This window comes from Scytonema sp. UIC 10036 (assembly GCF_009725235.1).
The window spans coordinates 1-14,068 of sequence record NZ_WJFC01000143.1 but is presented as its reverse complement, the minus strand read 5'-3'; the positions used below and the strand labels follow the sequence as shown (position 1 = coordinate 14,068).

Sequence of the window (14,068 nt, the reverse complement as noted above, 5' to 3'; positions counted from 1 at the left end):
TGGGGATTGGGGATATGTTATGAGTACTTCTCCCTTGTCTCCCTTGTCTCCCTTGTCCCCAGTCCCTAATCAATCCTTCCAGTCAAAGGAGAACTAGCACTAGCGTAGTTTTTCAAAGGCATTCTGCCAGCAAGGTAAGCCAAACGACCTGCAACTGCTGCCAAATTCATAGCTCGTGCCATTGCAGGTGGGTTTTGTGATAAAGCTATAGCACTATTAATTAACAAAGCATCTGCGCCCATCTCCATTGCTTGCGACGCTTCTGAGGGAGTTCCAATACCGGCGTCTACCACCACTGGTACATTGGCATTTTCAATGATAATTTGAATATTCGCAGTTGTTTTCAATCCCTGTCCGGAACCAATAGGGGATGCTAAAGGCATGACAGTAGCACAACCCACTTCTTCCAAACGCTGTGCGAGAATTGGGTCAGCGTTAATGTAGGGCAATACAGCAAATCCTTCTTTCACCAATTGTTCTGCAGCTTGTAGAGTTCCAATAGGATCGGGTAGTAAATACTTAGCGTCAGGAATGACTTCTAATTTGACGAAATTATTATCTTCCTGTCCTAAAAGCTTTGCCATTTCTCGTCCCAAACGTGCCACCCGAATGGCTTCTTCTGCAGTTTTACAACCTGCTGTATTGGGCAACATCCAAATTTTTGACCAATCCAGTGCTTCTGCTAAACCTTCATGTCCGGGTGCATTTGTCTGTACTCGCCTTACCGCAACAGTGACAATTTGGCAATCACTGGCAACAACGCTTTGCTGCATTTCCTCTATGCTACGGTATTTACCAGTTCCCGTCATCAAGCGAGAATTGAAAGTTTTGCCAGCAATTTGAAGTGGTGTGTCTTGAAGAGAGGGGGTAGGGGGTAGGGAGTAGGGAGTAGGGAGTGTCAGCATTGAAGGAGTCGATGACTTGGTATGGAAGCGCGAATAGTGAAAATGAGAAAGTAGGGGATCGGATTTTTGCTCTAAAATCAAATCCGCTATTAATGTTGCTGTTATAGGTGCTAGAAGAATACCATTCCGATGATGACCAACAGCAAAGGTTAAGTTTTCACAGGCACTGGTGCCAAGAATGGGTAATTCATCTGGAGTCGCGGGGCGAAATCCCCACCATAGTTCCTCGATAGGATAGTGCTGTATTTGAGGATATAAACGGATTGCTTTTTGTAGTAGAGATTGAATTCCTGCTGGGGTGTTATTGGGAGTGAAGCCAACATCCTCACTGGTTGCACCAATAATAATGCGCCCATCTCGTCTCGGAACAATGTAAACTTCTTCCCCAAATAAAACTCTTGTCAAAGGCAAATCCGGCTCATTCTTGGGGACTCGCACGCTCAGCATTTGACCTTTTCGCGGACGCACGGGGAGTGGAAATATTGCATTAGACCAAGCACCAGTTGCCAAAACGTACTGTTCGGCTTGGATAATGCCTGCATTTGTGTGTACGCCAACAACTCTCCTCTGTTGCTGCTGAATTCCCTCAACGGCAACACCTTCTTTGATTTCAACGCCAAGCGATTGGGCAGCTGCTAACAATGCTTGTGCTAGAGCGCGATTATCCACTTGTGCGTCTTCAGGGTACCACCAACCACCGATTGCTTCCTCTCCCAAACCTGGTTGGTACTGGTGTATTGTTTCTCGCTCCAACCAGTAACTTGGGGACGAGGAGGGGAGGTTGGGGGGAGTCGTTTCCCCTCTCTCTTGAAAGACTGGTGTCAGGATACCGCAAGACCAATAACCAGTGTTTAACCCTGTAAAAGTTTCGAGCTTGTGCGTCCAATTGGCATAAGAGGACAAAGAACGCTGGCATAACTCCTGCATGGCTGTGTGGGAAATCTTTTCAGCACTTGGTGCTAGCATACCCGCTGCTGCATGAGTTGCGGCGGTTTGAAAGTTTCGGCTTACGAGTGTAACTTGAGCACCCCGCAATTTTAGTTCGATGGCGACTGCCAATCCAATAATGCCGCCACCAATAATTAAAACGTTACTAGTCATTGGTTAATAGTCAGTAGTCAACAGTCAAAGTTCAACAATCAACAGTCATAGAGTCATCAAGTCAAGAGTCAAGAAGTCACGGCTTTTGACAATAGGCTAGAGACTGTTGACTAATAACTAATAACTCATAAGCGATCGCTCATATCTCTTTATATTTAGATTTGAATTAATGCCTTGCTCGTCTTACCACAAAGCTCTAATGGGTTCGTTTTGCTGATTGGTTTCCTCAGTTGACTGATTATTTGTTGTATTGGGTGTATTGTCCGTTCCTTCTTGGATTTGCTCCTCAGTGTTGTTATTTTGCTGCTGCTGAACTTGAGCTACGTTACCTCTAGTATTCTCGGTGCTTTCATTAGCACTCTCCGTGCTGCTGTTGCTCGTACTGTTATTGTTGGTATTGCTAGGAGCATTACTGTTACCAGAGCTATTGACATTGATATTAGCTGGTAAAACTCTTGATGCTCTGGTTTTTTGTGTTGGTGTTAGATTTTGGGCAGTATTTTGACCGCCCATAGGAAAGCTAATCCCTAGTAATGTCCCTAGTAAAATCGCCAAGCCCCCAGCCATAAGGATGAGTGGTGTCCATCTGCCCATGTTGTTTTCTCCGTTTTATCTTTCTGGTGTCCAAAGTGGTTGAGAACAATGTCCCCAAAAACCCTCAAATTTTGTCACTCTCACATTTCCAATAACCTTGGTTTGGCAAGCTAAACGCAGGTTTTTTGTGAGAGAATGGGGTGGTAGAGAGCGACGCGCCTTATCGCGCCAATTTGTCTGTGATACTTCGCCTTCCACAAGAACTGCACAAGTACCGCAGGTTCCCAGTCCCCGACAGTTTATTACCTTAGCACCGCCATTATGTAGGTCAATACCATTTTGCAGCAATATTTGCCGCAAATTATCTCCACGCTGGCACTCAATTGTTTTTCCCTGAGCTTGTACTGTAGGCATCTAATTATATTAGGTGTGTTACCTGTTGGTTGTATTGTAACAATTTATTTCTAATCTAGAATCAGACTCATATAGTATACTATTGTGCCACTTCAAAACACCCTCTTACCCTTGTGCGAAAATTATCTTTTTGAATGAACCGCAAAGGCGCAAAGGACACAAAGAAAGAGAGTATTGGTTTCTTACAATATCGAGGGGAGTCAGGTTGAGTCTGTAACAAATATGGGCAAAATGCGTAAGTCCTTAAAGAAGGATGAAGGATGAAGGATAAAGGATAAAGCGTGAAGGATAAACATTTATACTTCCAGAATGTGAAAAAAGGGCGTAGAGAACAGAAAAAGTAACTAACGCCTAAAGCCCATTGCCCAAAGCCCATTACCCATTTTCATTGCAAGTTGTCTCTTAATTCTCATCATATGACTGCAAATTCATCATCACAGCTTTGGATTTATGACACTACGTTACGGGATGGCACTCAACGCGAAGGGTTATCGGTTTCTATAGAGGATAAGTTACGCATTGCACGCAGGCTGGATCAACTGGGAATTCCTTTTATCGAAGGTGGTTGGCCTGGTGCAAATCCAAAAGACGTGCAGTTTTTTTGGCACCTTCAAGAAGAACCCCTGACTCAAGCAGAAATTGTTGCTTTTTGTTTTACTCGACGCCCCAATAAAATAGCTTCAGAAGACCCAATGATTCAAGCAATTCTGGCGGCTGGAACGCGCTGGGTGACGATTGTTGGCAAGTCCTGGGATTTACAAGTTACCGAAGGACTGAAAACAACACTGGCAGAAAATTTGGCAATGATTCAAGACACTATTGACTATCTTCGCAGTCAAGGACGTCGTGTCATTTATGATGCAGAACATTGGTTCGACGGTTACAAGCACAATCGAGATTATGCTTTACAAACGCTAGAAACTGCGATCGCATCTGGTGCTGAGTGGATAACTCTCTGCGATACCAACGGTGGTGCATTACCCCATGAAATTACTGAAATTATCCAAGCAGTCAACAGTCATTTATCATCGATCGCAAGTCAAAAACAAATGACAAATGACAAAGGACAAATGACAATTCCTTTATTAGGTATTCATGCTCATAACGATTCAGATACAGCAGTTGCGAACACGATCGCTGCTGTTATGGCAGGAGCAAGAATGGTACAAGGCACAATCAATGGATATGGAGAACGGTGCGGCAACGCCAATCTTTGTTCTTTAATTCCCAATTTGCAGTTAAAATTGGGTTATCAGTGTCTTGAAGATCGCAAGATATCTCACATCACAGAAATCAGTCGCTTTGTCAGCGAAGTCGTGAACCTTGCCCCTGACGAGCATGCTCCTTTTGTAGGACGTTCGGCTTTTGCTCACAAAGGCGGTCTTCACGTATCGGCGGTAGAACGAAATCCCCTGACTTACGAACACATACAACCAGAAAAAATCGGAAATCGTCGCCGGATAGTTATTTCCGAACAATCAGGAGTCAGTAACGTTTTAGCGAAAGCACGAACTTTTGGGATTGAACTGGATAAAAACAATCCCACAACTGGGCAAATTCTGCAACGTCTTAAAATTTTAGAAAAAGAGGGGTATCAATTTGAGGCAGCAGAAGCAAGTTTTGAGTTGTTAATGCGCGAGGCTTTGGGAAACCGTCAGCCCTTCTTTGAAATTAAAGGCTTTCAAGTTCACTGTGACTTGATTCAAGGAGAAGAAACAACAAGTGCGCTTGCGACTGTAAAAGTAGCTGTGAGTGGTAGGGATATTCTGGAAGTGGCAGAAGGTAACGGACCTGTTGCGGCATTAGATGCGGCATTACGTAAAGCTTTGGTGAATTTCTACCCCCAAATTGCTTTCTTTGAACTGACGGATTACAAAGTGAGAATTTTAAACGGACATACAGGAACAGCAGCGAAAACCCGAGTTTTAGTCGAATCAGGCAACGGGCATCAACGCTGGACAACGGTGGGAGTTTCGACCAACATTTTAGCAGCCTCCTATCAAGCTGTTGTTGAGGGCTTAGAATACGGGTTGTTGCTACACTCTCAAGCTCAAATGGCTTTAATGGGTTAGTGGTTGGTTGTTAGTGGTTGGTTGTTGGTTGTTAACCACTAACCACTAACCACCAACCACTAACCATTTTGAGAAAAACTATCCCAAACTTGGGCAACGACTTTGCTCAACCAGCGTCTCTGCTGTATGTCGAGCAAACTATCGTCGGCGAGGACTTGGGCGGTTACCTCTTCTAGGGATTGACCCTGGGCGCGAACAATTTTAATGACACCAGCAATTGCTAGAGCAACCAGTTCTTCATTAACAGCAGGTTGGTGTCGTAAGGCAAAGATTTCTTGGGGGCTATCTGGAATGGGATAATTCATGGCGTATGTTTACAGAAAAACAAAATGAATAATAAATATGAGAACCTCTTAAAGTTTCTTTACTGAATTTTGTTCAAGTAATAGGGCGGATATTACCTTAATTTAGCCTTTTGTTAAATCTGTCTTAATACATAGATTTATTGGAGATGCTAGGAAAAATGAGAGAGTTACTGTATTTAGAAATCCCTACCCCCGACACAGCTGCTGTTTGCGACTGGTTGCAAACTCATTTTGACCCAGAAATAGGGGAAAAATTGCTGACTTCGGAAGGCTTTCGCTTAAGAACCCCAAATACTACAACCACTAACGAGACGAGTTCGGAAAAATTACCGACAGAATTATCTGTATTTGTTTGGTCAGTACAGCGAACAACTTATCTGAAAGCTTTCCGTTGGGGGGACAAACCTTTTCCAAAAGAGCAGCAAATTCTTCAGCGCCTCACTATCGAGATTCGCAGTCGCTTTCCCCACGAATATCCCGAACCACCAATGGTTGATTTATCAAAAGCATCAATTTTTGAGGCACTTGAACCATATTATCCTCTTACTGTCAAATATTTTCAAAAAATGCCAAATGGGGAGTATGACCTCAAACGTGTCTACTGGTGGGAAAAACAATGGCGTGAAGGTGTGCGGAATCCCAAGCAACCGCGTCAAGTGGTGTTTTCTCGGACTGGGGGCTGGGGACAAGGGGGACAAGGAGGACAAGGAGGACAAGGGGGAATTTTTTCCTCTGCCTTGTCTCCCTTGTCTACCCCCTCTGCCTTGTCTCCCTTGTCTCCCTTGTCTCCCTTGTCTACCGCCTCTCCTCAATATGACCTAATTTACATCGGCGGTGCCCTGGGCGTTATTCATGCGGCTGTGATGGCAAAACTGGGTTATCGAGTGCTGTTAATAGAAAGATTGCCTTTTGGACGTATGAATCGCGAATGGAATATATCTCGTGATGAAATTCAAAGTTTGGTTAATTTGGGCTTACTTACACCTTCAGAAGTGGAAGCGTGTATTGCACGAGAGTACAAGGACGGATTTAATAAATTTTTTGATGGAAATAATCCCAAATATCTCAAAGCACCGATTTTGCATACACCTACAGTCCTTAACATAGGATTGGATTCTGAGAAATTACTGCAATTGTGCGGGCAAAAGTTGCGCGTTGCTGGTGGTGAGATTTGGGATGAAACGGAGTTTGTGAAAGCGGATGTATACGATGCACAAATTGTTATGAGTGTCAAGCATTTACCTACCCAAACGGATAAACAGGTGAGTGGGCGGTTACTCGTAGACGCAATGGGCACTGCTTCACCAATCGCATGGCAATTAAACGGAGGTCGTGCCTTTGATAGTGTATGCCCTACAGTAGGAGCAGCGATAGAGAAAGGATTTGAACTGGGTGTGTGGGATTCTCAGTATGGAGATGTTCTTAACAGTCATGGAGATATTTCACGCGGACGGCAGTTGATTTGGGAATTGTTTCCTGGGGCAAATGAGGAGCTAACAATATATTTATTCCATTACCATGAGGTCAACGCTAAAAACCCCGGTTCTTTATTAGAGATGTATGAAGATTTTTTTACAATTCTGCCAGAGTATCGCCGTTGCGATATGGATAAACTGGTGTGGAAAAAGCCAACATTTGGGTACATACCAGGACATTTTAGCGTAGGGAGTCGCGATCGCACGGTTGCTTTTGACCGTTTGATAGCAATAGGGGATGCCGCATCGCTGCAATCTCCCCTAGTTTTCACGGGTTTTGGTTCTCTTGTTCGCAATTTAGAACGACTGACAACCCTTTTAGATGTCGCACTGAAACACGACTTGCTGCGCGTAAAGCACCTGAATAAAATCCGTGCTTTCCAAAATAATATTGCTGTCACCTGGATGTTTTCTAAAGGAATGATGGTTCCTACGGGGAAATTCTTACCACCCCAAAGAATCAACTCAATGCTCAACAACTTTTTTGGTTTGTTAGCAGACGAATCCCCAGAAGTCGCAGACAACTTTATTAAAGACAGATTTGATTGGTGGACATTTAACCGCTTGGCATGGAAAGCAGCAAAAAACAATCCCAAATTACTGCTATGGATTTGGGAACTCGCCGGTGCTAAAGATTTAATCAGGTGGACGGGTAATTATCTTGACTTTGGACGCCATACCCTCGTAAGGACTTTATTAAAAGGATGGTTCCCACAGTTGCTGCGTCAAATGAGTTCCTGGTTAGAACCCCGCTATCCAGCATTGTGGTTACAACTTCTCGCAATTAACTATGCTCTTACCACAGGTGTAGCAAGCACACAAAACAATGTAACAAAACTAACATCTGAGTTAATGGTTAATGGCTAATGGCTAATGGCTAATTGCTAATTGCTAATGGCTAATGGCTAATAGTGATGAATTCAAGATTAGCCATTAGCCATTTAGGTGTAGGTGGGGCTGTACCTTACAACATTTAGCGTGTGGCATAGCCCTATTGTTGGTGAATGAGGGGTCATACCCCTCATTTGATACTCTCTCGATCCGGTGCCAAGGCTTGTGAATGCAGCACAGCAGTCTCTCTTTTGCACCTTTTGAGTACTGGAGGCGGAGCCTCTCCTAGGGCATTCCCAGGCGGAGCTTGGGAACGAGGAGATACATAATTAAGATAGCCATTAGCCATTAGCCATTAGCGATTAGCCATTAGCTGTCAGCATTTTTGTTAAACTTTGGCAATTCAACAGATGATAGAGATTTTCGACCTTTTGGCGGACGGTGTGGATACACTAGGGGTGAAGGAGAATTAGAGTTGGCAGATTCGTTCATCAATTGCACGTAGGGAACAGCAGTTGTTGGTAATTCGAGAACTGGTGCTTGTTCTGACCAAACATCAACAGATTCTTCTGGTGGAGTTTGATTCGTAAGTACTTCAGTTGTTTCTGGTTCTTCTGGTTCATCTACCAAATGTGTAGCAGTTGTTTCCCAGATAGTTGTCGCCGCCAGAGTACTGTTTTCATTTACTTCCACAGGAGATGCTGGCTGTGCAGGTGGAGAATTGGCTGCAAAGAACATTTGGATGACCCCATCCAACTGTCGATCTAGGTCGCTAGAATCTGGTAGAGAAGCTTTCTCTATTTCGGGTGTGTCGGTGGTTTTTAATGGAGATGGAATTTCTTCTTCCTCCTCATCTGAAATGTCCCAAGGCGATGGTTGATTGGGAAATCTATTTTCTCCTTTCTGAACAGGTGATGTATAATCTTCCCAAGGATTATCATCATCATCTGTAAATAGATTCTGTTCTCCTGACCAAGGTCTAATGGGTTGTGTATGGGTAAACAAAGAATTGACCCGCTTGGGAAGTCTTGAGGCTTTGCTCCCGGAATCGTTATCATCAAGAGAGTCGTAGCTGGGAACAGGAGTTTCCAAACACTTTTCTAGCGCTGCTTTGAATTGTAAAGTCTGGCGTTGCTGTCGCATCAGCCGAGTCCGTAACTCTCGACAAGCGGTTTCTGCTTGTACTAAGTGATGGGATTGTTCGTTATAGTTAGATTGAATAAGAGCGCACTCTCTCTCTAGTTGGGCAAGGCGTTGCTGGTTAATTTCTGATTGCGCTTTATAGCTTTCAACTAAACTTTCTTGGCGCTGGGCGCTTGCATTTGCAGTTTCCAACTGTTGATATAAGGACTTTATTTGCTCTTGAGCAGCTGCTAGTTCTTGTGCTTGTTGGCTGAGCATTGTCTCTGTAACACTAGAGCGCTTTTTCTGCCAATCTACAGCCTTTTCTGACTCATTTAAAGCCATTTTAAGGTACTGCACTTGGTCGTACAATTCATCGTTGGCCAAACGCAGTTCTTCGTTCAAGACCAATAATTTCTTGAACTCGGAGTCTATCATCTGCTGTTTGTCACGATCCGGTTCTGCAACCCAGTCCCCATCAAAAGCACCATCCGATGTGATATCGTTCTCACATTTCTTATCTTGTGCTGGTGCTAGTAGTGGAACTTTTGCACTTGCTATGGTTTCACCAGGCAAAACAGAGTAAAACGGGCAACTTGCAGGTTCTGGTTGTGGCGAGTTACTCGATTTCAATGGTTCAACGAAAGCCTCATTTTTAGAGGTATCAGCTTCATTCATCACTATTCTTACCGAAATTCATCGGATGGTTCCTAATCCACTAGCTTAAACTTAAAACCAGAGACTGTGGTAATATTTCACATACAAATGCTGTCATATCAAATTCTTTTCCATAAGGCAAATTGAATTTTTCTATGATTTAGATACAAGCCATTAGTGAGACGCGGCTTTCTCGTGCTAAGGCTGACAAACTATTGGAAATTGGGGGATTGGGCAAAAGGGCATTGGGAAAGAATCAGACCTCCTAATTTCAACTCGCGTTGGGAACAGAAAACAAGTCGTTCCTCCCTGTTCCCCTCTTGTTAAGCAATATTAATTAACAATTGAGAAGCCTGGTACTCTAGTAATTTCCAGGATTCTTGTTGTGAAATTTATTTAAGTTAACATTGAGTTGCTTTCAGATACTAAATTTTGGCATCGGAAGTGCAGTCACTATATCTAGATTAATTAACCAGTTCTTAAACTATCTATAAGCGACTGGAGGAGTTCCCCACACCTCTTTCACTTTTTCGCCAAAAGTTACTGGTTCATCTGTATTATTTGCCATTATGGTTGAACCATCATAGGAAACAGCGATCATTGGCCATGTTTCTTCGCCTAATTCACCTGCGCGGAATAACACCTGTTCTGGTTGAACTTTACTCCAACCCAATAAGACTGCAATTTCATGCTTGTGTTCGTTTTGAGAAGGTGTAACGCTCTGAGATTGACCTTTATTACGATCCCAAATGACAGCGCAGTCTGTGACATCAGACGTGTTCATGTAGCCTTCAAACTTACGTGCTAAAAAGCGATCGCCTTTCTCCGACCAGCTTACAGGAACAAGAACTCCAATAGTTCCTTGTGTGTCACCTTCTGTTGATGTGACATTGACTTTTAGTAACGGGTCGTTTATATCGGAAGTTGAGCTAACCACTCGTAACTTTTTAGTGTGTCTATCTTCTATAAACAGAATGCTACTGACACGGCTGTTATGCATTTCTGGTTTAACTTCTATTTGTACGCGGCTGTAAGCTGCATATCGCCCATCTGGCGAGATGACGGGTACGCTGCGATAGTAACGGACTCCAGAAGCACCTTTGGAACCAATAGCCTCCTGGGTGGATTGAATCCATTGCCAGGGAATGGGATGCGGGCTTCCCACAGGATCTTGTTGTAATTGAGCGCCCTCTGGTGGTTGTTCAACAACAGGAACTGATGTGATTGGTTTTAATTTATCTATTGAAGGAGCAACTGTAGCTGTTTCTATGACTTCAGCAACCACAAATTCTTTGGATGCGGAGTTATTCTTCCGATCTGCGAGAATTTTTACTTTAGCAGCTTTCAAGCGTTGTATCAGATCCAACTCCCTTTCAGACCTGTTTTCGCTCTTGGAATCCTCTGAGATTATTGATGGAGCAAGTTGAACTGCGGCTAGTAGATCTTCATTAGCTGCGGGAATTTCTTTGGACAAAGAATCATTTTCTATCAAAGCCTCCAGTTCGCTGTGTGATAGTTGCAGTTGCTGAACTGCAGCTAGAGACGTTGGTGTAGCAAGTGATTTAGAAGCAAAAGTGTCTTGAGATATTTTTGCTACTTCATCTAAATTTTGTTCGCCATCAGCAGCCGTTTCGTTTGACACCAAGTCAGAAGGCGCTGAATCAGAGTCTGGTACTACGGGGGTTAGCTTAGCTGCTTGTGTGTGTTTTGCCAAAGTAGAGTGAGCCGACGCCGCCATTAAGGGCGCGATCAGCATAACAAAAATAATATATTTTTGGAATGGTTGCACGCTTAACCATCCTGACAACATAAGGTGTTTCAGCATTTGTTGACTCTCTAAAGGGCGGTTGCTGTGTGAGGAGGAATGCCTGATACAGCAATCGGGCAGACTATCAATAATAGGTATAACAGGGAACTCCCAATTTAACGAGATTTTTTACTCAAACTTCGCATACTTTTACAAAATTGGAGTATCTTTTTCTACGCTTTGCTGTTACTTATGTTTGGGAGTTACTGCGAGCAAGTATTTATACAGACTATTTCCAAGATAGCCTCTTACGGGTGCTAGTGATAACACAGAGCACTGCGGGGATGAGGCATACCTCAACGATTGTCTGTGTATTAGCAAGACGCTAACACTCAGCGCACTCTTCGTACCCAGTCTGACTGCTAGGAGTGGGAATCATTTGTTTATATTTTGATACCACACCAGAGATACTTGTCTCGGTACAAGTATGGCATTAGTTGAAAATTTTGCAAACCAAACCTGTCTCCAAGTTGATTTTGCGGTCGCTTCTGAGATCTAGCCGGCGGGAATACACTAAAATTAAGCTGCCAAAACTGCTTTGTTCAGTTATAACAGTTATGGAAGAGCACCTCTGGTTGAAAAGATCGGTTCCAGACTCAGATTTCTTGGAGACTATGTAATTTTGTGTCAGACATCTCTAGAAATTCATTAGACGTGCCATGGCTCGCCTTGATACTGTTTTTCAATAGATGCCGCTAATTGCGTTCAACAAACACTAGCCCTTCGCATCATTTCTGAGCGCTTTCTGCACTTTTACGCCATAGTTCACACTCTTTATCTCTACGTTAAGAGATAAAGTGAATAGCCCCTGCTTTGCGATCGCTAACAAGTTAAACTTGGCTACAGCAGATGCATAAAGTGCTAGCTTATGTTCCAGCGAAATTATTATAACCCTACAAAACCATCTTTTTTTACAAAAAACAACGAATTTGTCACAAAACAGTGACTGGTTAGAATCGTCATTTGTCATTGGTCATTGGCAAGAGTTTTAGGCATCTTTACATTCTTTAACATAGTTGTGTTTCTTTCCGCCCTACCTACTGAGAACGGAAATAAGCCTATCATTACCATTGAGATAAAAAGTCAATGCCCAATGCCCAATGCCCAATTCCCAATTCCCAATGCCCCTATGAAAATTGTTTTCTTTGGAACTCCTGATTTTGCCGTACCGACTCTAGAAAAACTGCTGAACCATCCAGACTTTGAAGTCATAGCAGTTGTGACACAGCCTGATAAACGGCGCGGGCGTGGGAACAAACTGACACCCTCACCAGTAAAAGCAGTTGCGACTGCCGCCAATTTGCCCGTTTGGCAACCCCAAAGGGTGAAAAAAAATGCTGAAACTTTGACCAAACTTCGAGAATCAAATGCTGATGCCTTTGTTGTTGTTGCTTACGGGCAAATTCTCTCGCAAAAGATTTTAGATATGCCTAAATTTGGGTGCATCAATGTACATGGGTCGATTTTACCAAAATACCGAGGAGCAGCGCCCATTCAATGGTGTTTGTACAACGGCGAAACGGAAACTGGTATCACAACTATGTTGATGGATGCGGGGATGGATACTGGTGCAATGTTACTAACAGCCACAACACCCATAGGATTATTGGATAATGCCCATGATTTGGCAAAAAAACTTGCCGTCACGGGTGCAGATTTATTGGTGGAAACTTTGTTAAAGCTTAAACGTCAGGAAGTGGAACCAATTACTCAAGATGATTCTGAAGCGACTTATGCACCAATGATTGCAAAGGATGATTATCGCTTGGATTGGTCAAAAAGTGCAATACAGTTACACAATCAAATTCGAGCGTTTTTCCCTGAATGTGTTACAACCTTTCGGAATCAACCTCTAAAAATTATTGCCACTGCGCCCCTTGGCTCTACTTACGGATACGAGTTACCACCAGAAATGGAAGCAATACAAAAAAAATTGCCCGATTTGTCGGTATTGTCCGGTAACCCAGGGGAAGTGGTCGGTATTGCCAAGGGGATCGGAGCGATCGTACAAACTGGAGATGGTTTTTTACTCCTGAGAGAAGTTCAACCGGCTGGTAAACGTCCTCAGTCAGGGTGGGATTTCATTAATGGTACGCGTTTAGTCGTGGGAGAAGGTTTTAGGTGAATGATGAATGATGAATGATGAATGATGAACGCTTAAACCTTCAATTCATAATTCATAATTCATAATTCATCATTCATCATTCATAATTTCTTCTTTCGTAGTGACGGCAAGTTTCACAGGGTCCTTCTGGTTTAACAGCACAGCGTATCATTTCTGAATAAGCATTGTAGCGGCAAGTGGCATCACCGAGAACCCAACGTCCTCCCACAAAACTTTTCTCATCTGGGCGTGTTGCAGATTGCACGTAAAGAGCAATTTTTTGCAAACGATAACGCCCCGCCTTTAATTGATAGCGGTGGCGACGCTCTAAAACAGCGTAGGTTTTTCCTTCAAGATCGAGATAATTTCCCGGTTGTGGTGTCCAATCAAGTTGGACATTTCCTATAGTCTGACGTGGATGTGTCAGAATAACCTCGGTTGGTAGAGAATCTGGTTCCATGGGCATTTTTAATGGTATTGACATTAATAGGATGGTAGCGTAGGAGACTGTGTTCGCTCGTTTAGTTTATATTACAGTTAACGATTTCCTAACAAATTGTAAAAATGATTGGTAAAGTTAGAGGTACAAACAAAATAATGAATGACCTCTTTATATTAGTTTACATTCTGTAAACTATCTTGACACTGTATCAGCCCCCAGCCCACGGGCCCCGCAGCGGGGCACGGACCGGGTGGGCCCATCCACTGTGACCAGGGCAGCCCGGGGGGGGGGGATGGGGG

The 14,068-nt window shown here is 43.4% G+C and carries 10 protein-coding genes; 3 read left to right on the top strand and 7 right to left on the bottom strand.

Annotated features, from left to right (window positions below; all coding sequences use genetic code 11):
* Positions 1-65: 65 nt before the first annotated feature.
* The 3 genes from thiO to F7734_RS42380 all read right to left on the bottom strand — a co-directional run bounded on the left by thiO (position 66) and on the right by F7734_RS42380 (position 2,954).
* Entirely contained in the window at positions 66-2,006 is a 1,941-nt protein-coding gene (thiO, locus tag F7734_RS42390) for a glycine oxidase ThiO (RefSeq protein ID WP_155750386.1), read from the bottom strand.
* Between the two features lie 183 nt (positions 2,007-2,189).
* A complete protein-coding gene (locus tag F7734_RS42385) occupies positions 2,190-2,600 on the bottom strand; it encodes a hypothetical protein (RefSeq protein WP_166482494.1) in 411 nt (136 codons plus the stop codon).
* A gap of 15 nt (positions 2,601-2,615) precedes the next feature.
* The gene (locus tag F7734_RS42380) at positions 2,616-2,954 is read right to left on the bottom strand and encodes a 2Fe-2S iron-sulfur cluster-binding protein (protein ID WP_155750385.1); all 339 of its coding nucleotides are present in this window, start codon (positions 2,952-2,954) and stop codon (positions 2,616-2,618) included.
* A 416-nt stretch (positions 2,955-3,370) separates the two neighbouring features.
* Here F7734_RS42380 and cimA point away from each other — a divergent pair, with 416 nt between their 5' ends.
* Positions 3,371-5,026 (top strand): citramalate synthase, encoded by a 1,656-nt coding sequence (gene cimA / locus F7734_RS42375; protein WP_155750384.1) that lies wholly within the window; start codon positions 3,371-3,373, stop codon positions 5,024-5,026.
* Positions 5,027-5,085: 59 nt separating this feature from the next.
* Here the strand turns inward: cimA and F7734_RS42370 are convergent, their stop codons facing one another.
* Entirely contained in the window at positions 5,086-5,331 is a 246-nt protein-coding gene (locus F7734_RS42370) for a hypothetical protein (protein ID WP_155750383.1), read from the bottom strand.
* Positions 5,332-5,489: 158 nt separating this feature from the next.
* Here F7734_RS42370 and F7734_RS42365 point away from each other — a divergent pair, with 158 nt between their 5' ends.
* Complete coding sequence (locus tag F7734_RS42365; protein WP_155750382.1) at positions 5,490-7,673, top strand: flavin-dependent dehydrogenase; 2,184 nt, start codon at positions 5,490-5,492, stop codon at positions 7,671-7,673.
* Positions 7,674-8,006: 333 nt separating this feature from the next.
* Here the strand turns inward: F7734_RS42365 and F7734_RS42360 are convergent, their stop codons facing one another.
* Entirely contained in the window at positions 8,007-9,437 is a 1,431-nt protein-coding gene (locus tag F7734_RS42360; protein WP_155750381.1) for a hypothetical protein, read from the bottom strand.
* 463 nt (positions 9,438-9,900) lie between these two features.
* Complete coding sequence (locus F7734_RS42355) at positions 9,901-11,241, bottom strand: hypothetical protein (RefSeq protein WP_155750380.1); 1,341 nt, start codon at positions 11,239-11,241, stop codon at positions 9,901-9,903.
* A gap of 1,111 nt (positions 11,242-12,352) precedes the next feature.
* Between F7734_RS42355 and fmt the strand changes: the two genes are divergently transcribed.
* Positions 12,353-13,348, top strand: a complete 996-nt coding sequence (gene fmt, locus F7734_RS42350) for a methionyl-tRNA formyltransferase (protein WP_155750406.1) — start codon at positions 12,353-12,355, stop codon at positions 13,346-13,348.
* A 76-nt stretch (positions 13,349-13,424) separates the two neighbouring features.
* Here fmt and F7734_RS42345 read toward each other — a convergent pair whose 3' ends face one another.
* Positions 13,425-13,787, bottom strand: coding sequence for a DUF6464 family protein (locus tag F7734_RS42345; RefSeq protein ID WP_155750379.1), 363 nt, complete (start codon positions 13,785-13,787; stop codon positions 13,425-13,427).
* Positions 13,788-14,068 lie beyond the last annotated feature (281 nt).

What these genes read in the sequence shown, in the direction of transcription:
- thiO (WP_155750386.1), bottom strand. Translation starts at nt 2,006, where the DNA reads ATGACTAGTAACGTTTTAATTATTGGTGGCGGCATTATTGGATTGGCA.
- F7734_RS42385 (WP_166482494.1), bottom strand. Translation starts at nt 2,600, where the DNA reads ATGGGCAGATGGACACCACTCATCCTTATGGCTGGGGGCTTGGCGATT.
- F7734_RS42380 (WP_155750385.1), bottom strand. Translation starts at nt 2,954, where the DNA reads ATGCCTACAGTACAAGCTCAGGGAAAAACAATTGAGTGCCAGCGTGGA.
- cimA (WP_155750384.1), top strand. Translation starts at nt 3,371, where the DNA reads ATGACTGCAAATTCATCATCACAGCTTTGGATTTATGACACTACGTTA.
- F7734_RS42370 (WP_155750383.1), bottom strand. Translation starts at nt 5,331, where the DNA reads ATGAATTATCCCATTCCAGATAGCCCCCAAGAAATCTTTGCCTTACGA.
- F7734_RS42365 (WP_155750382.1), top strand. Translation starts at nt 5,490, where the DNA reads ATGAGAGAGTTACTGTATTTAGAAATCCCTACCCCCGACACAGCTGCT.
- F7734_RS42360 (WP_155750381.1), bottom strand. Translation starts at nt 9,437, where the DNA reads ATGAATGAAGCTGATACCTCTAAAAATGAGGCTTTCGTTGAACCATTG.
- F7734_RS42355 (WP_155750380.1), bottom strand. Translation starts at nt 11,241, where the DNA reads ATGCTGAAACACCTTATGTTGTCAGGATGGTTAAGCGTGCAACCATTC.
- fmt (WP_155750406.1), top strand. Translation starts at nt 12,353, where the DNA reads ATGAAAATTGTTTTCTTTGGAACTCCTGATTTTGCCGTACCGACTCTA.
- F7734_RS42345 (WP_155750379.1), bottom strand. Translation starts at nt 13,787, where the DNA reads ATGGAACCAGATTCTCTACCAACCGAGGTTATTCTGACACATCCACGT.